Below are 21,676 nucleotides of genomic sequence, written 5' to 3'. Positions count from 1 at the left end.
GGCGCAACCTTCTTCTCAAAATGGTGGACGATCAATAGCCGTCAGGCCGGTTGCGGGACAATTGGCGACTTGGCGCGGGATAGTCCACGCGTGCAATCGATGAGCGCGAACAGTCCCGCCGCCACCAGCACCATTGCCGCGACGCACTGGACGGGCAGGTCATAGTCCCCCGTCCCCTCGACGATATAGCCGAACGCCACCGCGCACACGAACCCGCCGAAATTGCCGAAGGTGTTCATCACCGCCGTCGCCGTGCCGCCATGCCGCCCGCCGATCGTCATGCACATCGCCCAGGCGCTCGGCAGCATCAGGTCCATCACCGCGAAGCTCGCTCCCGCCAGCACGATCACCGCGCCCGGCGCCCGCACATGCGTCATCGCGAAAAGCAAAACCGCCGTGGTCAGCAGGCAGAGCGACGCGATCAGCCGATAGCCGATGCGCACGCCCAGCCGCTGCTCCAGCCAGTCGCACAGCACGCCGCCCGCGAGATTGCTCACCACGCCGAGCATGAAGGGGATCGCGGCATAGAAGCCCATCTCCGCGGTCGAGAAGCCCCGCGCCTTGATGAGCCAGGTGGGAAACCAGCTGAAGAAGAACCACACGCCGAAGCAGTAGAAGAAATAGGCGAGCGCGATCAGCCAGAGTTGCGGCAGCGCGAACAGCTCTCGCCATGGCGTGCCGCCATGTGGCCCGTCCTCCTCCCCGCCGATCTCCGCAAGCTCCTCGGCCGTCATCCCCGGCATATCGGCCGGCCGGTCGCGGAACCACAGCCTGAACGCCACCACCCAGGCGAAGCCGATCAGCCCCATCACCACGAACACGGTGCGCCATCCCGCCACTTCCATCAGCGGCACCAGCAGCAGCGGCGCCAGCGCCCCGCCCAGCCGGCTCGCGGACCAGATCACACCCTGCCCCCGCGCCCGCTCGCGCGCCGGCAGCCAGCGATAGAGAATGCCCGCGATATTGGGATAGGCGCCCGCCGCGCCGGCACCGAACAGGAAGCGCGCCCCCGCGATCTGCCAGACATTGCGGCAAAATGCCGTGACCAGCGTGAAGAACGACCACCACAGGGTGATGCGCGTCAGCTCGCGGCGATAACCGCGATGGTCGCCAAGCGCTCCCGAGGGAATCTCGAACGCCGAATAGGCCAGCGCATAGGCGCTGAGCACCCATCCCCAGGATACCGGATCGATCGCCAGGTCGCGCTGGATCGCCGGGCCGGTGACCGCAATCACCATCCTGTCGAGGAAAGTGATGACCGACAACCCCGCCAGGATCGCGACCACCAGATGCCGCTTTCGCATGCCCCGCCTCTCCCTCGCCATGCCGTCCGCGCCGGCTTTTCGCCGATCTCGGGAATCATGGTGCCGGCGGACGGATCGCCGCCAGGTGGTATGATGATATAAACTCCATGGATCACGCAAGCACGGAAGCGCGCGGCAACTTAAGCCTCACAAGTTCAGTGTTGCTCATCATACCAGTATACCATATGCTGGCAGCGCTCGCCGGCATTTGAGACCGGCGTCGGGAGTTCTGACCGGAAGCACCGCGCAAAGCGGGCAGGGTCGAGGAGAGGGAAAATCATGAAGACTTTCGATCGCAGGCATCGCACCCTGCTTGCCGCCGGTGCCGCCCTGTCGGCGCTGTGCTTCACCGCCACCGCCCATGCGCAGACGGTGCCCGCAGCCGAGCAGCCCCAGGCCGAAGAGAGCGCCGACCAGGCCGCCCAGACCGAGATCATCGTCACCGGCTCGCGCATCGCCAGCCCCTCGCTCACTTCGCCCTCGCCGCTCCAGGCGGTGACCGCCGACGACATCGCCGCCACCGGCGACGTCAACATCCAGACCGTGCTCCAGCGCAATCCCGCCTTCGGCACGCCCTCCGCGACGCGCACCAATTCGAACTTCTCGTCGACCAGCGCCGGCCTCGCCACGATCAACCTGCGCAATATGGGCTCGGATCGCACCCTGATCCTGGTCGACGGCCGCCGCGTCGTGCCGGGAGTCCCGGGCAGCGCCGCGGTCGACCTCAACATGATCCCGACTCCGTTCATCGAACGGGTCGACGTCCTCACCGGCGGCGCCTCGGCGGTCTATGGCTCGGATGCGGTCGCGGGCGTCGTCAACTTCGTCTACAAGAAGAGCTTCGAAGGCATCGAGTTCAACGCGCAGAAGGGCATCTCCGAGCGCGGCGACGATGCCGAGACCGTGCTCAACCTCACGGTCGGCCATAATTTCGACGATGGCCGTGGCAACATCATGTTCTACGCCGGCTATACCGATCAGGGCCGCGTCGCGACCGCGGACCGCGCCCGCTCGGCGGTCGACCAGACCAGCACCGGCAACCTCATCAAGAAGGCCGGGGCCGACGACGCCAACCTGACCGCCGCGCAGCAGCTGTTCGACGTCACCCGTCCGTTCAACTCCTCGATCGCGCCGCAGGGCACGTTCCAGGCCGGCAGCCAGACCTTCACCTACGATGCCAGCGGCAACCTGAAGAACAGCTTCAACGTCAATGGCGGCCCCGGCGTCGCGGCCGACGGCTTCAACCGCGCGGCCTATCAGTCGATCGCGGTCCCGGTCGAACGCTATGTCTTCGCGGGACGCGCCAATTACGAAGTCACCGACGGCATCAGCGCCTTCCTCGAAGGCACCTATGTCTCGACCCACAGCCAGTCGCGCATCGAGCCGCTGCCGCTGCAATCGGCGGGTTCGCTCGGCATCTTCCGCTCGGTGCCGAACGGACGCTTCAACATCGAGAATTATGTCGCCAATCCGGGCGGCGGCGCGCCGGTCCTGGTCCGCAATCCGCTGGTTCCCGATGCGATCTTCAACGCCGCCACTGACACCAATGGCGACGGGCTGCGCGACATGGGCTTCACCCAGCGCCTCACGCAGTTCGGCGACAACAACCAGCGCGTCTCCACGATCGATCGCCAGAGCTTCCGCATCGTCGGCGGCTTCAATGGAGACCTGAGCGACAAATGGCGGTTCGAGGCCTATTTCGAATATGGCCAGACGACCGCGTCGCAACAGACGACGGGCGAGACCAACGTCATCAATTTCGCCGACGCGCTGAACGTCGTCCCCGATCTCTACGACATCAACAGCAACGGCAACACGACCGAGGCGATCTGCGCCAGCGCGGAGGCGCGGGCGCGCGGCTGCGTTCCCGCCAATATCTTCGGCGCGAACAAGCTGAGCCCGGAGGCGCTCGCCTATCTCTCCAGCATCCGCATCCGCGACAGCCGCCAGACCCAGGCGGTCGCCTCGGGCAGCGTGTCGGGCGCGCTGTTCGATCTGCCGGCGGGCGCGGTGCAGATCTCGGTCGGCGGCGAATATCGGCGCGAGACCAGCCGCGAAATCTTCGATCCGCTCACCAATGGCGGGCTCAACGCCGACGTCCAGCTCGTCAACACGGCGGGCAGCTTCGAAGTGACCGAGGGCTTCGGCGAAATCGTGATCCCGCTGCTCAAGGACAAGCCCTTCTTCCACCAGCTCGATCTGCGCGGCGCGGGGCGTGTCTCGCATTATTCCACGGTCGGCACGGTCTATACCTATAATGGCGGCGTGGAATGGGCGCCGGTGAGCGACATCCGCCTGCGCGGCGTCTATGCCCGCGCCGTCCGCGCGCCGAACATCGGCGAGCTGTTCGGCGGCGCCACCCAGACCTTCCCGTCAGGCATCAGCGATCCATGCACCGGCGTCACGCTCACCAGCACCGGCGCGCTGAGCGACAATTGCCGAGCGGCGACCGGCGTCCTCGCCAACATCCAGGCGAACGGTTCCTTCACCCGCGCCCAGTCGGACATCCAGGGCATCAGCGGCCGCGAGCTGACCAACCCCAATCTCGGCGTGGAAAGGGGCACGACCTACACGATCGGCGCCGTCATCAACCCGGCCTCGATCCACGCGCTGCGCAACCTCACGCTGACGGTCGACTATTTCCACATCAAGGTGGACGACGCGATCACCCGGCTGCCGCGCCAGTTCATCCTCAACGGCTGCTACGCCAATGCCGATGCCAGTCTCTGCTCGCTGATCCGCCGCCGGCCGGTCGCGGCGGGTGCGTTCAGCGCGGGCTCGCTCGAACTGGTCGATACGACGCTGAACAACAGCGGCGGGCTCAACGTGTCGGGCATCGACGTCACCGCCGGCTATCGCCAGAACCTCACCGACTGGGGCCTGGGCGACGGCACCGCCGATCTCCGGGTCAGCTACAGCCACCTGATCGACGGTTATATCGTGCCCCTCCCCGGCGCGGCCAAGGACCAGTTCGCCGGCGAGATCGGCACCGCGCGCGACAAGGCGCAGGTGACGCTCGGCTATAGCGACAAGAATTGGGGCTTCAGCCTCAACAACACCTATATCGGCAAGTCCTATCTCGACGATCAGTTCCGCGCGCAGTTCGTGCTCGGCAACGGCGATCTCGCGCCCAAGAACCTGTTCGCGGTCGATGCCAAGATCTACACCGATCTCCAGATCCATTTCGATCCGACCGAGCATTCGCAATTCTATATCGGCGTCGACAATGCGTTCGACGTCGCGCCGCCGCCCATCGTCACCGGCCTGCCCGGCAGCACCCAGGGCACCGAGACGGCGGCGGGCACCTATGATCCGATCGGGCGGCGCTATTATGCGGGCGTCCGCGTGAAGTTCTAGAAGGGACCGGCCCGTCGCGGGCCAGTGGAGGGGATTAGGAATGGAACGTCGCACTTTTCTGGCGGGCGCCGCCGCGGGCACATTTGCGGTCGCGCTGAACTGGCCCGCCCCGGTCCTTGCCGCCGGCGACGATCCGCTGCTCGACGGCTTCCGCGCGCCGCCGCCGGACGCCAAGCCCCATACCTGGTGGCACTGGATGAACGGCAACGTCACCACCGATGGGATCACCCGCGATCTCGAGGCGCTGGCGCGCGTCGGGGTCGGCGGCGTGCAGATGTTCGATGTGGGCTGCGGCATCCCGGTCGGCCCCGCCCGCTCGCTCAGCCCCGAATGGGTCAAGGTCGTCCGCCACGCCGCGGACGAATGCGGCCGGCTCGGCCTTTCCTTCACGATGCACAATTGCCCGGGCTGGTCGTCGAGCGGCGGGCCGTGGATCACGCCCGATCTGTCGATGCAGCAACTGGTGTGGAGCGAGGCGACCGTCACCGGGGGCACGACGATCGATCGCGTCCTCCCGCGTCCCTTCGCCCGGCTCGACCATTATCGCGACGCGATGGTCCTCGCCTTCCCGGCACTGCCCGGCGATCGTGCCGAGGCACGCGGCCAGATCGTCCGCGCCGTGCTCGACGGCAAGCCCTGCGACGTGCGCGTGCTCGTGGACGGCGATCCCGCGACGGCGCTGGACGTGACGCCCGGCGACGGGCCGGCGCAGCTTGTGCTCGAATTCGCCAAGCCCTTCCGCGCCCGCTCGCTGGTCTTCCGCCCGACCGCCGACGACGCCACCAATTTCACGCTCCAGGCGATGATCCGGCTCGAAGCGTCCGACGACGGGGTCACCTATCGCGGCGTCGCCGAAATGCCGATGCCGTCCTGGCGGCTGCACACGCTGCCGCCCATCGTGGCGAGCTTCGATGCGACGACCGCCCGCTTCTTCCGGCTTTCGCTCCCGGCCCGGATGGCGATCACCGAGCTGGCGCTGTCGGCCGATCCGCGCATCGCGGACGTCGGCGCCAAGGCCAATTGGGGCCGCACGCCCGACAGCGGCGAGGCGCCCGGCGCCGAGGATCCCAAGGCGACGATCGATCCCGCGAAGGTGATCGACATCAGCGGCTTCATGGATGCCGATGGGCATCTACGATGGAAGGCGCCGCCGGGCGCATGGACCGTGCTGCGCTTCGGCCATACCGCGACCGGCGCGCGCAACATCTCCCCTTCCGATGCGGGGGCAGGCCTGGAGTGCGACAAGTTCAGCACCGCCGCGATCGACTTCCATTTCAACCGCTATTTCAGCGAGGTGCTCCCGGCGCTCGAACGGCTCGGCAAGCGCGATCTCGCCGGAGCGATCATCGACAGCTACGAAACCGGCATGCAGAACTGGACCGCGGACCTGCCCCGCGAGTTCGAGAAGCGCCGCGGCTATCCGCTGACCGCCTATCTGCCCACCGTCACCGGGCGCGTCGTCGGCAGCGCCGAGATTTCCGAGCGCTTCCTCTGGGATCTGCGCCGTGTCCACGCGACGCTGATGGAGGATCTCTATTACGGCCGCTTCCACGATCTCTGCCGCCAGCACGGGCTGGTCTCGTACACCGAGCCCTATGGCAACGGCCCGTTCGACGATCTTGCCGCCGGGGCGCGGGTCGACCGGCTGATGGGCGAGTTCTGGGTGCGCGGCGGCGCCGCGGCCTATTCGGTCAAGGTCGCCGCGACCGTGGCGCACGTCCAGGGCAAGACCTTCATCGGCGCGGAGAGCTTCACCGGCCGGCCGGCCCAGTCGCGCTGGCAGGAGCATCCCTATGCGATGAAGGCGCTGGGCGACGAGATGTACTCGCTCGGGCTCAACCATTTCGTCTTCCACCGCTATGCCCAGCAGCCGCACCCGACCGCGAAGCCCGGCATGACGATGGGCCCCTGGGGCTTCCATTTCGACCGGACCAACACCTGGTTCGAGGATGCCGGCCCCTGGCTGAGCTATGCCGCGCGCTGCCAGCACATGCTGCACCAGGGCAATTTCGCCGCCGACATCCTCTATTTCACCGGGGAGAACTCGCCGGTCCAGGTGCCCGTCCATGTCGAGGAGCCGGTCGCCGCCACGCTCTCCGGCGCGCGGCCGAAGCTGCCGCAGCCGGTGCCCGCCGGGCATGATTACGACGTCTGCGATGCCGAGGTGCTGCTGAAGCGCGCGCGGATCGAGGACGGGCACATCGTCCTTCCCGACGGCATCCGCTACCGCGTGCTGGTGATGCCCGAGGATCGCCGCATCACCCGCGAGCTGCTCGCGAAGCTGCGCGAGATGGTGCAGGCCGGCATGTGGCTGGTCGGTCCCAAGATCGAGCATTCGCACGGGCTCGGGGAATTTCCCTCGAACGACGCGGAAGTCCGCCGGATCGCCGCCGAACTCTGGGGCGATCTCGACGGCAGCGCGCGGACGTCGCGCGATGTCGGCAAGGGCCGGGTCTTCTGGGGCATGCCGCTGGCGGACGTGCTCGCCGCGGCGGGCCTCGGCCCCGATGTCGAGATATCGGCGCGCAGCAGCGATCCGATCGCCAACTGGATCCATCGCCGTCTCGACGGCGCGGACGTCTATTTCGTCGCCAACGGCCACCGCCGGGCGGAGGATTTCGTCTGCAGCTTCCGCGTCAGCGGACGCCAGCCGGAGCGCTGGGATCCGATGACGGGCGAGACCAGCCCCCTGCCGGTCTACGAACAGGCCGATGGCCGCACCCGCGTCGCGCTTCGCCTGGAAGAGTCCGGCTCCTGCTTCGTCGTCTTCCGCGCGCCGGCCAAGGCGTCCGCGCCGACGCTCGCCGCGCCGGGCGGCGTCGCGCTCCAGGCCCGCCCCTATGCGCCGGCCGCCGTCCCCGAGGCGCGCGACAGCTTCACCGTCACCGCCTGGATCAAGCCCGAGACCGAGCTCTGGCCAATCGATCCGGTCATCGCATCCGACAGCGACAGGCCCGAGGATATCGCCGCCCGCGCCACGGCGCTCGCCCGCGGCGGCAGCGTGCCGACACTCGGGATGAGCGGCGCGAGCTTCGTCATCGATCCCCCCGCCGGCGACGGGACAGGCGCCAATCTCGCGATCTCGGCCGGCCGCAACGGCGTGATCCTGTACGAATATGCCAGCGCCACGGCCTATCCGGCGGTGCTCGCCTCGCCCGCCCCAATCTCCGGCTGGACGCATCTCGCGATCGTCTATGAAGGCGGCCGCCCCACGCTCTTCCTCAACGGCAAGCAGGCCGCAACCGGCAAGCCTTCCGCCTTCCAGGTCCATGCGGCGCTCGGCCGACGAGTCATCCGGCCACGCTATTTCGAGGGCGACGTCGCGGCGCTGACGCTGCACGCCACGCCGCTCGCGGCATCGGACATCGCCCGGCTCGCCGCCGCCGGCCTGCCCGCACCGGAAGGCCCGCCCGCGATCGAAGTCGCCCAGGGCGGCCTCCTAGCCTGGCGCGACGGACAATATGCGCTGGGCGCGCACACCGTGGAAGCGCGCGGGATCGCCCCGGCGAGCGCGCTGGCGGCCCCCTGGCAGGTCTCCTTCCCGCCCGATCACGGCGCCCCGGCATCGATCACGCTCGCGCAGCCTGCCTCGCTGCACCGGCACGCCGATTTCGGCGTCCGCCATTTCTCCGGGACCGCCACCTATCGCACGCGCTTCGACGTGGCGGCGGGCGCGCTCGGCGCCGGGCGCCGCGTCTATCTCGACCTCGGCCGGGTGGAGGTGATCGCCGCCGTCCGCGTGAACGGCCGAGATCTCGGCAAGCTGTGGAAGCCGCCGTTCCGCATCGACGTCACCGATGCCGTGCGCGCAGGCGCGAACATGCTGGAGGTCCAGGTCACCAATCTCTGGCCGAACCGCCTGATCGGCGACGAGCATTTCCCGGCGGAATACGAATACACCGTCAGCAATGCCGGCGTGACCGGCGGGATCACCGCGATCCCCGACTGGTATCGCGAGGGCCGGCCCAAGCCGCCGAGTCAGCGCGTCGCCTTCGCCACCTGGAAACATTATCAGGCCGACGCGCCCCTGCTCGAATCCGGCCTGCTGGGGCCGGTCCGGCTGCTGCACGCGCAACTGCTTCCGATTGGCTAGCCGCCCGCGCCTTCGCGGGCGGCCGCGTGCCGCCCTACCAGGGCTTCGATCGCGCGACCGCGAGGCCGCGGGTATCGTTCGGCCATTTGCCGCTGACCGCGCAGTAGAAATGATAGAGCGCGCCGTCATGATGGATGATGGCCGGCTTATGGGCATATTTCTCGTCGATCGTGCCCGGCGCGCCGACGTCGATCAGTACCTCGTCGACCTTTTTGAAGTCGGTGAGCGTGTCGCCGATCGCGAGCAGGTCGCGCGCATAGCCGTCATGCGCGAGGCCGAAATAGAAGAGCGCCCATTTGTCGCGATGCTTCACCACCACCGGATCGCTCGCGAAGCGCCAGTCGGGCTCGCCGTCCGCGCCGTTGCGGATCAGCGGGCTCGCCGGATGCCGCGTCCAGGTCTTGAGATCCTTCGACGTCGCCAGCCCGGTCTGCTCGTGCCACGGCGTGTCCGTGTTCTTGGCGTTGTAGAACAGATAGAAGGTGTCGCCTTCCTTGACGAGATAGGGCTTGTAGAGACCGCCGCGTTCCCAGTCGGCGCCGTCCTCGGCGCGCAGGATCACGGGGCCGCGCTCCCAGTGCAGGAAGTCGTCGCTCCAGGCGAGGCCGATCACCGCCGCGCCCTCTTCATATCCCGCGTTCGGATAGGCATGCCACGCCGCCAGGTAGCGGCCGTTCACCTTCACCAGCCGCGCCGGCGACATCAGGTCGTTCTCGCGCAGGATCGAGGCGCAGGCGATGTTGTAGCGGGTGATCGGATCGTTCGGATCCCGCGCCATGATGACGCCCAGCCGGCGCCAGTTCAGCAGGTCGTCGGATTCGCAGATACCGGTCTGGTATCCCGTGCCGTCGAAGCCGACATGGGTGAGGTAGAATTTGCCGTTGGCCGAGAAGACGAAGGGGCAATCGACCGCCTTCTCGTCGAAGCTGCCCTTCACGCCCGAGCCGGTGAGGATCAGCTTCGGATATTTATAAGGCGTACGGAAGGGCGCGACCGGATCCTGCGCGGCCGCCGCCATCGCCCGGGCAGCGCCGGGCATCATCAGCGTTCCGGCACCCGCCATCCCGGCGCCCAGCAAGCCTCGGCGATCGATCATCTGCCCTCTCCTCGATTTTCTATGTCAGTATCCGTGCCGGTCTCAATGGCTGTCGCGCGGCACTCCGAAGGTCTCGTCGATCCGCTGGAACTTCTCCGAGCCCTCCAGGATCGCGCCGGTGCCCATCTGGCCGACCTTCTCGCGCTGGATCGCCTGCCACGGCGTCTGCGATGCCGGGAAGAGGAAGCCGCCCTGCGCGTCGAGCGCGCGCCGCCGCTCGGCGATCTCCGCATCGCTGACCAGCAGGTCGACCCGGCCGCGGCCGACATCGACGCGCAGCGGATCATAGGTCCGGAGCAATGCGAGGTTGCCCCCCGCCGCCGCCTCGGGGCTCGCGTTCAGGATCGACGGCGAACCCGAAGTGCCGGACTGGCGCCCGTCGCCCAGGCACGGCAGCTCATGGATGCCCTGGCGGATCAGATAGTTGGGCGGCCGCATGTTCACGACCTCCGCCGCGCCGGGATAGCCCACCGGCCCCGCGCCGCGAATGACCAGCACGTCGGCGCCCGTGATGCCGAGCGATTCGTCGTCGATCCGGCGGTGATAGTCCTCGGGCCCCTCGAACACGATCGCCCGCCCTTCGAAGGCATCGGGATCGTCGGGATTGGACAGGAATCGCTCCCGGAATTCGGGCGAGATCACGCTGGTCTTCATGATCGCGCTGTCGAACAGGTTGCCCGTCATCACCATGAACCCGGCCTTGTCCTTCAGCGGCTGTTCGAAGGTGCGGATGACGTCGGGCAGCTCGATCGTCGCGTCGCGGCAATTGTCGCCGATCGAGCGGCCGTTGACGGTCAGCGCGTCCTCGCGGATCAGCCCGTGGCGCATCAGTTCGGCCACCACCGCGGGCACGCCGCCCGCATGGAAATAATCCTCGCCCAGATATTCGCCGGCGGGCTGCAGGTTGACGAGCAGCGGCACGTCGTAACCCAGTTCCTGCCAGTCGGAGAGCGACAGCTCGACGCCGACATGGCGCGCGATCGCGGCGAGATGGATCGGCGCGTTGGTCGAGCCGCCGATCGCCGAGTTCACGACGATCGCGTTCAGGAACGCATCGCGCGTCATGATGGCGGATGGGCGGACGTCTTCCAGCACCAGTTCCACCGCCCGCTTGCCGGTGCGGTACGCGACCTGCTGGCGCTCGCGATAGGGCGCCGGGATCGCCGCCGATCCGGGAAGCTGCATCCCCAGCACCTCGGCGAGCGAGTTCATCGTCGTGGCGGTGCCCATCGTGTTGCAATAGCCGGTGGACGGCGCCGAGGAGGCGACGAGTTCGATGAAGCGCTTGTAATCGATCTCTCCGGAGGCGAGCAGCTGGCGCGCCTTCCATACGATCGTGCCCGAACCGGTGCGCTCGCCCTTGTGCCAGCCGTTCAGCATCGTCCCCACCGACAGCGCGATCGCCGGAATGTCGACCGTCGCCGCCGCCATCAACAGGGCCGGAGTCGTCTTGTCGCAGCCGATCGTCAGCACCACGCCGTCGAGCGGATAGCCGTACAGCAGCTCGACCAGGCCCAGATAGGCAAGGTTACGGTCGAGCCCCGCCGTCGGCCGCTTGCCGGTCTCCTGGATGGGATGCACCGGGAATTCGAGCGCGATGCCGCCCGCCTCGCGGATGCCCTCGCGCACGCGCTCGGCCAGCACGACATGGTGGCGGTTGCACGGGCTCAGGTCCGATCCGGTCTGGGCGATGCCGATGATCGGCTTGCCCGACTGGAGTTCCTCCAGCGTCAGTCCGTAATTGAGATAGCGCTCGAGATAGAGCGCGGTCATGTCCGGATTGTGGGGATTGTCGAACCAGGAACGCGAACGCAGCGTACGTGGCGGGTTGTCGTCTCGACTCATCTCTATGTCTTTGCCTCGATTTCGGCCTTTGCGAGGCGTTCGACGCCATGGCCAATGACTTTGCGCATTCCCTCGGCGGCCGCGGCGCCGTCCCGCGCCTCGATCGCGTCGACGATGCGCTCATGCCCGCGCACGGCGGCTTCATGCTCGCGGTCCTCGCGAATGGGCGAGCTGAGCGTGAACGAAGCGACGAGCGCGGTCTCCACCACGGCCGACATCGACTGCATCAGCACGTTGCCGGATGCGTGGCCGACCGCACGGTGGAAATCGAGATCGGCCTCCGCGAACTCGCGCGCGCTGGTCGTCGCGGCGCGCATCTCGGCGATGCACCGCCGAAGTTCGGCGATATCCTCGTCCGAACGCCGCTCGGCGGCGACCGCGGCAGCCGCGGGTTCGAGCGCCAGGCGGACTTCGGACAGGTCGCGGCGAAATCCCGCGTCGAAACTCTGCCCGACCTTCCACGACAGGACATCGGCGTCGAAGAAATTCCAGTGCGAGGCTTCGAGCACCGTCGTGCCCACCCGCGTCTTCGAAACGATCAGCCCCTTGGCGGTCAGCGTCTTGAGCACCTCGCGCAGCACGGTGCGCGAAATGCCGAACCGGTGCAGGATCTCGCTTTCGTTGGGGATCTTGGAACCCGGCGGATAGACGCCCCCCAATATGTCGATGCCCAGCGCGCGCGCGACCTGGTCGTGGCTCGACAATGTTCCTTCGGTATATTTATGAAATTTGGCTGGGGACGCCATTAATGGACCCTCCTGATCGATCGGTTCCGGCACATGGCATCAATTGTGACACACGCACGGCCGGCCCGCCACCGGACGGCCCCGGCAACGTTGCCAACGTCATCGGTCATTTACTGACTCCAGGGCAATCGGCACGATGCGCGAAGCGCGAGCCCACGCCTTCGCGATGCTGGCTTGCCGCCCCCTTTCATCCCCCCTGTCTTCTATGTGCATCCGCTATTGGTAATATTTTATACAGACGCTGACAAGATCACCATCGCAATCAATGGTAACGCTACCCGTATAAAGATCGCTTCCGGATGCAACTCCGCGCCACGCAGGACGGCACGCCGATGCCGCCGGCGCCCCGCGCCTAGGGTCGCTCCCGGAGCGAAATCGCGCAGTAATGAAGGAGGTAAGTGGCGGAGAGGGTGGGATTCGAACCCACGGTGAGCTTGCACCCACGCCGCATTTCGAGTGCGGTACATTCGACCACTCTGCCACCTCTCCGCGAGGTCATTGGATGCCGTCCGCTGGGGTTTCCCAGGAGCGGCACCGGTCGATAGAGCGGGGGCCATTAGCGCAATGAATCGAGGGCCGCAAGCGGGTGCTTGTGCCACGCGGCGAACGCACTAGATTAGATGCATGACGCAATTGCCCGGCTCCTTCACGCCGCTTGAAGCCGGGGTTCCCATGCCCCCGGTCTCCACTGCACGCTTCGCCATCGGCGATGTCGTGTGCCATCGGCTGTTCGAATTCCGCGGCGTGATCTTCGATGTCGATCCCGTCTTCGCCAACAGCGAGGAATGGTATGAATCGATTCCCGAGGATGTGCGCCCGCGCAAGGACCAGCCCTTCTACCATATCCTCGCCGAGAACGCCGAATCGAGCTACATCGCCTATGTCAGCCAGCAGAACCTGGTGGTCGACGAAAGCGACGAGCCGGTCGATCACCCCGGCATCAGCGGGTTGTTCGACGGCTATGCCGGCGGCCGCTACCAGCTGAAGCCGCAGCACCGGCATTGACGGGCATATGGAGTCAACTTGGTCAACCGGAAGGTTGACCGCCGGACTCCGGAAACCGGGGGCGCCGGTGCAAAAAGCCTTCACCTTGGCTTGACTTCTCGGTCCTCCTACCGTAGCTGCGCCCTTCCTCCTGCCGGGGTACGCTCTGGCGGGCACATGCATTTGAATTAGAGAAGAAGCCATGTTCGCTATCGTGCGCACGGGCGGCAAGCAGTATCGCGTTGCCGCAGGAGACAAGATCGTCGTCGAGAAGCTCGACGGCGAGGCCGGTTCGTCGGTCACGCTGGGCGACGTGTTGCTCGTCGGCGAAGGCTCGGAGCTGAAGCCGACCGACGGCCTGACCGTCTCGGCCGAGATCATTGCGCAGGCGAAGGGCGAGAAGGTCATCGTCTTCAAGAAGCGCCGCCGGCACAATTATCGCCGCAAGAACGGCCATCGCCAGAACCACACGATCCTGAAGATCACCGCCATCGGTGCCCAGGAAGAGAAGAAGGCCGCGCCCAAGGCGAAGAAGGCCGCCGCTCCCGCCGAAACCCCGGCCGCGGAAGCGTAAGCAGAGATACGAGGAGTATAGACAATGGCACATAAGAAGGCAGGCGGCTCGTCCCGCAACGGTCGCGACTCTGCTGGCCGTCGTCTCGGCGTCAAGAAGTTCGGTGGCGAGATCGCGATCGCGGGGAACATCCTCGTGCGTCAGCGCGGCACCAAATTCTATCCGGGCGTGAACGTGGGCATGGGCAAGGACCATACCCTCTTCGCGCTCGTCGACGGCCGCGTGACCTTCAAGGAAGGCCGCCTCGGCCGCAAGTTCTGCTCGGTAGACATGATTGCGGAGGCAGCCGAGTAACATCGGGCAACCAGCCGGGTTGCCCCTCCAGGGCGACCCGAGTCTGGCAATCGACAGACCGCAAAAGGGAGACGGGTCGCCCCGGTCTCCCTTTTTTCGTGCTCCCTGACATTGTAGCGACACCAGCGCGTCATAGTGATGCGCTTGGAGGCGCTGCAGGACCAAGGAGAGTGGTCATGTTCGTGCGGACACAGAGACTGACATTGCGCCCCGGCTGGGCCGAGGACGCCCCGGAACTGGCCAAGGCGATCGGCCATGAGGCGGTTGCCCGCAATCTGAGCCGGGCGCCCTGGCCCTATCCGATCGAAGCGGCGGAGACCTTCGTCTCCGATTTCCACGATCCGGCGGAGCCCAAGTTCCTGGTGTTCGAGCATCAGGGCGACGGCCTGCGGCTGGTCGGCGGCGTGAGCGTGAGCCCGCTTCGCGGCGAGCCGCACGAGCTCGGCTATTGGATCACCCCCGATGCCTGGGGCCGCGGCTATGCGACCGAGGCCGGTGCCGCGGTGCTCCGTGCGGCGCGGGCGGCGGGCATCCGCCACGTCACCGCCGGCCATTTCATCGACAACCCCGCCTCGGGCCGGGTGCTCCGCAAGCTCGGCTTCCGCCCCACCGGCCGCGTCGTGCCGCTCTATTCGCGCGGTCGCGGCGCGGAAGCTCCGTGCGCCCGATTCGAGATCGACCTGGCCGAGAACGACTGCGGCGGGCTGGATCCCGATCATCGAATGGCGGCCTGAACGGCAAGAAGCCGGCTTCCGCCAGGGGAGGCGAAGCCGGCACCTTGCCGGTCGGACAGGAGTCTTTGCTTTCGCTGCGAAGATTCCTCAACTAAGCCGATCGGCTAAGGGGCATCGAGTTCACCTGTACTAATGTCGACAAAACCACGCCGTCGCCTGTCTCCCGAGGAATCCCGCGACGCCGCTCTCGAAGCGGCGCGGGCGCTGCTGCTCGAAGCTGGTCCCCAAGCGGTGACACTCAAGGCGGTGGCGGCGCGGATCGGGCGGACGCATGCCAACCTGCTCCATCATTTCGGCTCGGCCGCCGGCCTGCAAAAGGCGCTGGCGGCCAGCATCGCCGACACCGTCACCGCCAAGATCGGCGCGGCGGTGCTTCGTGCCCGTTCGGAAGACCATGATCCCCGCGAGATCGTCGACCTGACCTTCGACGCGTTCGACCGTGAGGGCGCCGGCGCGCTGGCGAGCTGGATGATCCTCACCGGCAACCAGGATGCGCTCGATCCGATCATGGAGGCGATCCACCGCCTGGTCGACCAGATCAGCGACGGCCATGGCGCCGAGGCCGCACCGCTCCACGAAGAGACGCTCCAACTCACGCTGATGGCGCTGGGCGACGCGCTGCTCGGCGCGCCGATGGCCCGCGCGCTGGGCCTGCCGCGCGACAAGGCCCGCGAAATGGCGGCGGCACAGCTCCGCAAGTCGGTCCCGGAAAGCTGAACCCTATTCCGCCGCAGCCCGCGGCCGGCGCGTTTCCTGCTCCACCGCCTCGTCGATCGCCCGGCCCAAGGCGGCCATGGTGAAGGGCTTGCGCAGCACCGACCGCCCGCGCAGCAGATCGGCATCCGCCTCGCCCGTGAAGCCGGTGACGAACAGCACCGCGACGCCGTCCAGCCGGTCCCCCATCGCCGCGATCATCTCGGGGCCGGTCTGGCCGGGCATCAACACGTCGGTCAGGATCAGGTCGACCGTCCCGAGCCGGGCGAGCGCCGCGGGGACGCCAAACGGATCGTTGCAGCCCGTCGCACGGTGCCCAAGCTCCTGCAACACGCCGAGCGTCGCCGAGAGCACGCGCGGATCGTCCTCGACCACAAGGATGTCGAGCCTGTCGCCATGCGACGTCGATGCCTCCACCACCGTCTCCGCCGTCGCATGGGCGGCCTCACCCAGATAGCGCGGCAGATACAGGGTCACGGTGGTCCCCTGCCCCGGCGCCGTCTCGATCCCGATCTCACCGCCCGACTGGCGCACAAGGCCGAAGATCTGGCTGAGCCCCAGCCCCGTCCCCTTGCCGACCGGCTTGGTGGTGAAAAAGGGCTCGAACACGCGTTCGACGACTTCGGGCGTCATGCCGCAGCCGGTGTCGCGCACCGCGATCGTCACATAATCGCCCGCCGTGCATTCGCCGATCTCGTTCGCGGCCAGCGTCCGCCCGCCGGTCGAGATGGTCAGCCTGCCACGCCCCTCCATCGCGTCGCGGGCATTGACGGCGAGATTGAGCAACGCATTTTCAAGCTGGTGGCGATCGACCCAGATCCGCCAGCCATTGCCGGCATCCTGTGTCTTGACCGAGATCGCGCCGCCCAGCGTGCGCTCCAACAGATCGGACATGCCGCCCACCAGCGTCGTCGCCTCGACGCCCTCCGGCAGCAGCGGCTCGGCGCGGGAAAAGGCCAGCAGCCGCCGGGTGAGCGCCGCGGCGCGATTGGCGCCGTCCATCGCGCTTTCGATATGGCGCTGGGCGTCGGGGCCCCGGCTGTGGAGATGGCGCTTGGCAAGCTCCAGCCCGCCCAGAACCACGGCCAGCATATTGTTGAAATCATGGGCGATGCCACCGGTGAGCTGGCCCACGGCCTCCATCTTCTGGATCTGGCGGAGCTGCGCCTCGGCCTGTTCGCGCTCGCGCGCCTCGGCGCGGAGCTGTGCCGTCGCCTGCGCCACCGCCTCGCGCAGTTCGGCGGACCGCTCGCGCTCCAGCAGGGCTTCGGCATCGGCCATCGCCCGCTCGCCCTGGGCGGCGATCGCCAGCCAGCCGAGCAGCACCGAGCCGAGCACGATCAGCACGCCGAACGCGGTCAGCACGCGGGTCGCGAAGCTCGAATTCTCGATCAGGTCCGACGCCGCCCTGGTGCGATCACGCAAGATCCCGCGCTCGAGCTCGACGACACGCTGCAGCATCGTCTCGACATGCTGGCGGGCCGCGCTCTGGCGGACGTTGTAATAGCTGCCCCAGGCATCGTTGTGCCGCTTGAAGGCCGAATAGAGCGCGGTCTCGTTCAGCTCCTTGCCGCGCGCCTCGAACGCCTTTTGCAGATCGACGATCTGCGCCTGCTGGCGGGGATTGTCGGCGGTGAGCTGCCGGAGCTTCGTGAGCTGGTCGCCCGCGCGTGCCCATTGATCCGAATATTGCTGGCCCAGCGTCTTGTCCGCGCTCACCACATAGCGGCCCAGCGCGGCCTCGGCGGCGGAGATCGCGCCCGAAAGCTGGTTGGCGCGGATCACCACCTCGAAGGTGTGCTGCTGGAGCGCGATGGCCTCGTCGCGCTCGCGATCGGTGGTCTGCTGGATCACGATCAGCGCAACGAGCACGCCGATGCCGAGCAGCGAGAGCAGCCCAAGCAGCACCATACGCCAGTTCGCCGCGCGAACCGCGCTGTCTTCGGTCACTGGGACGGGTTCACCCATGCGCGACCCAGTCTAGGCCAGGCAGAGTCTCGTGAAAAGCTCTGTCGCGCTCAGGCAAGCACGCCCACGGCGCGCCCGGCGGCCTGGAACATGGCGAGCACGCGCCGGATCTGTTCCGGCGTATGCTCTGCGCACAATGAGCACCGCAGCAGATAGGTTCCCGCCGGCGTGGCGGGCGGGCGGGCCATGTTGACGTAGAGACCTCCGTCGAGCAGCGCCTGCCACATCGCCACCGCCTGTTCCTGGTCCTCCAGGATCACCGCGATGATCGCGCTGTCCGGCGCATCGGTGCCGAGCCGGAAGCCCATTTCCGTCAGGCCGCCGTGCAGCGTGCGGGCATTCTCCCACAGCCGCGCGCGCTTCTCGTTCGCGTGCATCAGCTTGCGGATCGAAGTCGCCGCGGTCGCGACCACCGAGGGCGGCAGCGAGGCGGTGAAGATATAGGGGCGGCAGGCCAGCCGGATCGCCTCGAACTTCGGGTGGTTCGACACGCAGAAGCCGCCGACGGTGCCGACCGACTTGGAAAAGGTGCCGACGATGAAATCGACATCGCCCTCACAGCCCTGCGCCTCATAGACGCCACGGCCATTGGGGCCGAAGAAGCCCATCGAATGCGCTTCGTCGCTGAGCACCATCGCGCCGTGCTTCTTGGCGACGGCGACCATCTCCTTCAGCGGCGCGATGTCGCCGAGCATCGAATAGACGCCCTCCAGCACCACCAGCTTGCCGGCGTCCCTGGGCAGGCGGCCCAGGCGCTTGTCGAGATCCTCGACATCATTGTGGCGGAAGCGGACGATCTCGGCATAGCCCTGCTTGCAGCCGTCATAGATCGAGGCGTGGCTGTCGGCGTCGAGGATGACGTACTCGCCCTTCCCCGCCAGCGTCGAGATCATGCCGAGATTGGCCATGTATCCGGTGGAAAAGACGATCGCGCCGGTGGTGCCGTAGAATTCGCGCAGCGCCTGCTCGACCTCCATATGGTCGCGGAAGGTGCCGTTGAGCATGCGGCTGCCGTTGGTGCCCGATCCGAACTGGTCGAGCGCGTCCTTGCCGGCCTGGATCACGTCCGGATCGAACGTCATGCCCATATAATTATAGGTGCCGAGCAGGATCGTGTCGCGGCCGGCGATCACCGCCTCGGTGGGCGACTTCACCTGCTCCATCACGATCGCGAAAGGATCGGTGACGCCGCTGTCGAGCAGCTTCCGGCGCTCTGCGATCAGAGCGTCGAACTTGGACATCAGATCGTGCTCGGGGGCGATCGGGGCGGGGTCCGCGGGCAGCGCGCTGGACGTGTTCAGGCTCTCGGTCACGATTCAGCCCTTCAGCTTCTGAACCGCGTCCACGAGCTGGCCGACATTCTCGATCTCGGCCTGCATGTTCATGGTGATGAGGATGTCGAACTCGTCCTCGATCGCGGCCACGAAATCCATCACCGTCAGGCTGTCCCATTCGAGATCGCCTGCGAAGGTGGTGCTGTCGGTCAAGGCGACGCCCTTCTTGTTGAAGGGTTCGATCTGGGCCTTGATGGTATCGAAAACTGCTGCGCGGTCGGTCATGGTCGGTCCCTTAGTGTCATCGAAACCCAGTGCCAAGCGAATGCGGCGGAAACGCGCCGCTGGCGGGGCGATGGCGCAAAGTGCGCGGAGTCGGGGTCCGTTCGTGCACTTTGATCCCTGGCGGTGCGTCCGCGAAGGCACCGGGCGTGTGCCCGGCGGCTGTATCGAGACGCTTGCTGCGGACATGCTCGCGGGAGGCAAGCAGACGGAATCCTACATTGCAAGCGCGCGGTTCGCGCACGCTGCCTTTGCTCCCGTCACCCCGGCCGGAGTGCCGGGGTCCACTCCTCCGCGAGAGAGCCCCTTGAAGCCTTGAGGGGCTCTCCTGGACGCACGGTAGACCCAGGCACTTCGGCCGGGGGACGATGGGGGGTTACCGACCCGCCCTACAGCAGCCCCTGCTGGCGATACCAGGCCGCCGTCGCGGCGAGGCCGGCGCGGGTCTCGACCTGCGGAGTCCAGAGGTTCACAGGCGGGCGCCGCGCCGGATCGACCACCCAGTCCTGATGGCTGAAATAGGCGACGCGATCGGGAGTGAGCTTGGCGTCCTTGCCCCGCACCAGCCGATCGAGGTGCGCGCCCGCCATCAGCAGCGGCCGCGGCAGGGCGAAGGCGGCGACGCGCTTGCCCACCGCCGCGCCGATCGCCCGGGCGAATTCCTTGTGGCTCCAGCCGCCCGCCACGCCGTCATCGGCGTCGAGGATGCGCTCGCAATTGTCGGTGACCGCCAGCGCGAGCAGCAGCCGGCCGAGATCGCCGACCTCGATCACCGAGACGTGCCCGCCCGGCGGCAGCAGCGCGAGGCCCTTCTTCGCGAGCCGGAACAGCTCCAGCATCTCCATGTCGCCGGGGCCGTAGATCGCCGGCGGACGGACGATCGTCCAGTCGAGCAGAGACGCCTGGACCAGCGCGTCGCCCTCGGCCTTGGACCAGCCATAGGCCGACATGTCCGGCTCGCGCGCGGCGAGCGACGAGACATGGACGAAGCGCTTGACGCCTGCATCCTCCGCGGCGGCGAGCATGTTGCGCGTGCCGTCGATATTACCACGCGCGAAGCCCGCGCGATCGGGCGCGTTGACCACGCCGGCTACGTGGATGACGGCATCCGTCCCTTGCGCCAGCTCCGCCAGCGCGGCGGCGTTCTCCAGATCGCCGCGGATCCAGGTGATGTGTTCGCGTTCGGCCTGCTCGCGGCGGGTGAGAGCTCGGATCTGGTGGCCCGCCTCGGCCGCGAGGGCGATCAGGCGCGATCCGACGAAGCCGGTGCCTCCGGTAATGGCGATGATGCTCATAGCAGCGCCATATGGCTGCGATGAACCAACGTCGAGCGCGGCGCATAGCCGAGCAGCGCCGCCTGCTCCTCGTTGCGCTTGCCGAGGATGCGGGTGACGTCGTCGCTGGGATATTCGACCAGCCCCCGCGCGAGTGGCCTCCCCTCGGGGCCGGCGATCACCACCAGGTCGCCCCGCGCGAAGCTGCCCTCGACGCGGATGGCGCCGGCGGCGAGCAGGCTCTTGCCCTGCGAAAGCGCCCGCGCCGCGCCGGCATCGACATGGATCGTGCCGCGCGCGGTGAGGCCCCCGGCCAGCCATGCCTTGCGCGCTGGCGCGGTCTTCTCGGCGACGAACAAGGTGTGGCGCGCCTCGGCCGAGAGCGGGCGATCGATCCGGCCCGAGGCGATGGCGAGATGCGCGCCGGCGGCATTGGCGATGCGCGCGGCGGCGATCTTCGAGACCATGCCACCCGATCCCATGCCCGAGGCGGAACCGCGATCGGCCATCGCCTCGATTCCCGCGTCGATCCTCTCCACGCGGGCGACATGCTCGGCGCCGGGAAGCGCGGGATTGCGATCGTAGAGGCCGTCGATATCGCTGAGGAGCACGACGCCCTGCGCGCCCGCCGCCTGCGCGACGCGCGCGGCGAGGCGGTCATTGTCGCCGAAGCGGATCTCCTCGGTGGCGACGCTGTCATTCTCGTTGAGCACGGGGACGACGCCCAGGCCGAGCAGCCGATCGAGCGTGGCGGCGGCGTTGAGGTAGCGGCGCCGATCCTCCAGGTCGTCGAGCGTCACCAGCATCTGCGCGGCGGTGAGGCCGTTGGCGCCCAGGGTCTCGGCCCAGACCTGCGACAGCGCGATCTGGCCGGTCGCGGCGGCGGCCTGCGCATCCTCCAGGCTGGCGCGGCCGCCCTTGGGCAGGCCGAGGCGCCGCGCCCCGAGCGCGATCGCGCCGGACGAGACGACCGCGACCTGCTGCCCGGCGCGGACGCGCTCGGCGATATCGGCGGCGATCCCCTCCAGCCATGCGCGCCGCACGCCGCCATCGGGATCGACGAGCAGCGCGGAGCCGATCTTGACGATCAGGCGGGGGCATGTGGCGGGGGGGAAGAGCGACATGCCGGCTGCGTTA

The 21,676-nt window shown here is 67.6% G+C and carries 16 protein-coding genes and 1 tRNA gene; 7 read left to right on the top strand and 10 right to left on the bottom strand.

The window, feature by feature from the left end; genetic code table 11:
• Positions 1-41 precede the first annotated feature (41 nt).
• Positions 42-1,304: an MFS transporter gene (locus HB724_RS15230; protein ID WP_213981793.1), complete on the bottom strand. Its 1,263-nt coding sequence runs from the start codon at positions 1,302-1,304 to the stop codon at positions 42-44.
• A 279-nt stretch (positions 1,305-1,583) separates the two neighbouring features.
• Between HB724_RS15230 and HB724_RS15225 the strand changes: the two genes are divergently transcribed.
• Together HB724_RS15225 and HB724_RS15220 are read left to right on the top strand one after the other, a co-directional pair.
• Positions 1,584-4,661, top strand: a complete 3,078-nt coding sequence (locus HB724_RS15225) for a TonB-dependent receptor (RefSeq protein WP_213981792.1) — start codon at positions 1,584-1,586, stop codon at positions 4,659-4,661.
• Between the two features lie 40 nt (positions 4,662-4,701).
• Positions 4,702-8,754, top strand: a complete 4,053-nt coding sequence (locus HB724_RS15220; protein WP_213981791.1) for a glycosyl hydrolase — start codon at positions 4,702-4,704, stop codon at positions 8,752-8,754.
• A 34-nt stretch (positions 8,755-8,788) separates the two neighbouring features.
• Here HB724_RS15220 and HB724_RS15215 read toward each other — a convergent pair whose 3' ends face one another.
• The 4 genes from HB724_RS15215 to HB724_RS15200 form a co-directional block, all read right to left on the bottom strand.
• Positions 8,789-9,850 (bottom strand): hypothetical protein, encoded by a 1,062-nt coding sequence (locus HB724_RS15215; protein WP_213981790.1) that lies wholly within the window; start codon positions 9,848-9,850, stop codon positions 8,789-8,791.
• 42 nt (positions 9,851-9,892) lie between these two features.
• Positions 9,893-11,695, bottom strand: coding sequence for an IlvD/Edd family dehydratase (locus HB724_RS15210; RefSeq protein ID WP_213981789.1), 1,803 nt, complete (start codon positions 11,693-11,695; stop codon positions 9,893-9,895).
• 2 nt (positions 11,696-11,697) lie between these two features.
• Positions 11,698-12,399, bottom strand: a complete 702-nt coding sequence (locus tag HB724_RS15205; protein ID WP_256731542.1) for a FadR/GntR family transcriptional regulator — start codon at positions 12,397-12,399, stop codon at positions 11,698-11,700.
• 441 nt (positions 12,400-12,840) lie between these two features.
• Positions 12,841-12,930: transfer RNA gene (locus HB724_RS15200), tRNA-Ser, on the bottom strand.
• 135 nt (positions 12,931-13,065) lie between these two features.
• On the opposite strand from HB724_RS15200, the gene hspQ reads away from it, so the two are divergent.
• The 5 genes from hspQ (at position 13,066) to HB724_RS15175 (ending at position 15,744) form a co-directional block, all read left to right on the top strand.
• Complete coding sequence (hspQ, locus tag HB724_RS15195) at positions 13,066-13,446, top strand: heat shock protein HspQ (protein ID WP_213981787.1); 381 nt, start codon at positions 13,066-13,068, stop codon at positions 13,444-13,446.
• A 181-nt stretch (positions 13,447-13,627) separates the two neighbouring features.
• On the top strand, positions 13,628-13,999 hold the full coding sequence (rplU, locus tag HB724_RS15190; RefSeq protein WP_213981786.1) for a 50S ribosomal protein L21: 372 nt from the start codon (positions 13,628-13,630) through the stop codon (positions 13,997-13,999).
• Positions 14,000-14,023: 24 nt separating this feature from the next.
• Positions 14,024-14,293 (top strand): 50S ribosomal protein L27, encoded by a 270-nt coding sequence (gene rpmA, locus HB724_RS15185; protein WP_213981785.1) that lies wholly within the window; start codon positions 14,024-14,026, stop codon positions 14,291-14,293.
• A 176-nt stretch (positions 14,294-14,469) separates the two neighbouring features.
• Positions 14,470-15,027 (top strand): GNAT family N-acetyltransferase, encoded by a 558-nt coding sequence (locus HB724_RS15180; protein WP_213981784.1) that lies wholly within the window; start codon positions 14,470-14,472, stop codon positions 15,025-15,027.
• Positions 15,028-15,159: 132 nt separating this feature from the next.
• Positions 15,160-15,744 (top strand): TetR family transcriptional regulator, encoded by a 585-nt coding sequence (locus HB724_RS15175; RefSeq protein WP_213981783.1) that lies wholly within the window; start codon positions 15,160-15,162, stop codon positions 15,742-15,744.
• 3 nt (positions 15,745-15,747) lie between these two features.
• On the opposite strand, the gene HB724_RS15170 is transcribed toward HB724_RS15175, so the two are convergent.
• The 5 genes from HB724_RS15170 to proB form a co-directional block, all read right to left on the bottom strand.
• Positions 15,748-17,709, bottom strand: coding sequence for an ATP-binding protein (locus tag HB724_RS15170; RefSeq protein WP_213981782.1), 1,962 nt, complete (start codon positions 17,707-17,709; stop codon positions 15,748-15,750).
• Positions 17,710-17,759: 50 nt separating this feature from the next.
• Positions 17,760-19,022 (bottom strand): aminotransferase class I/II-fold pyridoxal phosphate-dependent enzyme, encoded by a 1,263-nt coding sequence (locus HB724_RS15165; protein WP_213981781.1) that lies wholly within the window; start codon positions 19,020-19,022, stop codon positions 17,760-17,762.
• A gap of 3 nt (positions 19,023-19,025) precedes the next feature.
• The gene (locus HB724_RS15160) at positions 19,026-19,268 is read right to left on the bottom strand and encodes an acyl carrier protein (protein ID WP_213981780.1); all 243 of its coding nucleotides are present in this window, start codon (positions 19,266-19,268) and stop codon (positions 19,026-19,028) included.
• A 386-nt stretch (positions 19,269-19,654) separates the two neighbouring features.
• Complete coding sequence (locus HB724_RS15155; protein WP_213981779.1) at positions 19,655-20,560, bottom strand: NAD(P)H-binding protein; 906 nt, start codon at positions 20,558-20,560, stop codon at positions 19,655-19,657.
• Positions 20,557-21,663 carry a glutamate 5-kinase gene (proB, locus tag HB724_RS15150; protein WP_213981778.1) on the bottom strand — a complete coding sequence of 369 codons (1,107 nt, stop codon included), beginning with the start codon at positions 21,661-21,663 and terminating at the stop codon, positions 20,557-20,559. The genes HB724_RS15155 and proB overlap by 4 nt, the downstream gene beginning before the upstream one ends.
• Between the last annotated feature and the right edge of the window lie 13 nt (positions 21,664-21,676).

It is taken from the genome of Sphingomonas sp. dw_22 (genome assembly GCF_018449795.1).
In the GTDB taxonomy this organism is placed as follows: Bacteria; Pseudomonadota; Alphaproteobacteria; order Sphingomonadales; family Sphingomonadaceae; genus Sphingomonas.
Note: the sequence above shows the minus strand (reverse complement) of the source record. Positions and strands in the feature narration are given on the sequence as shown.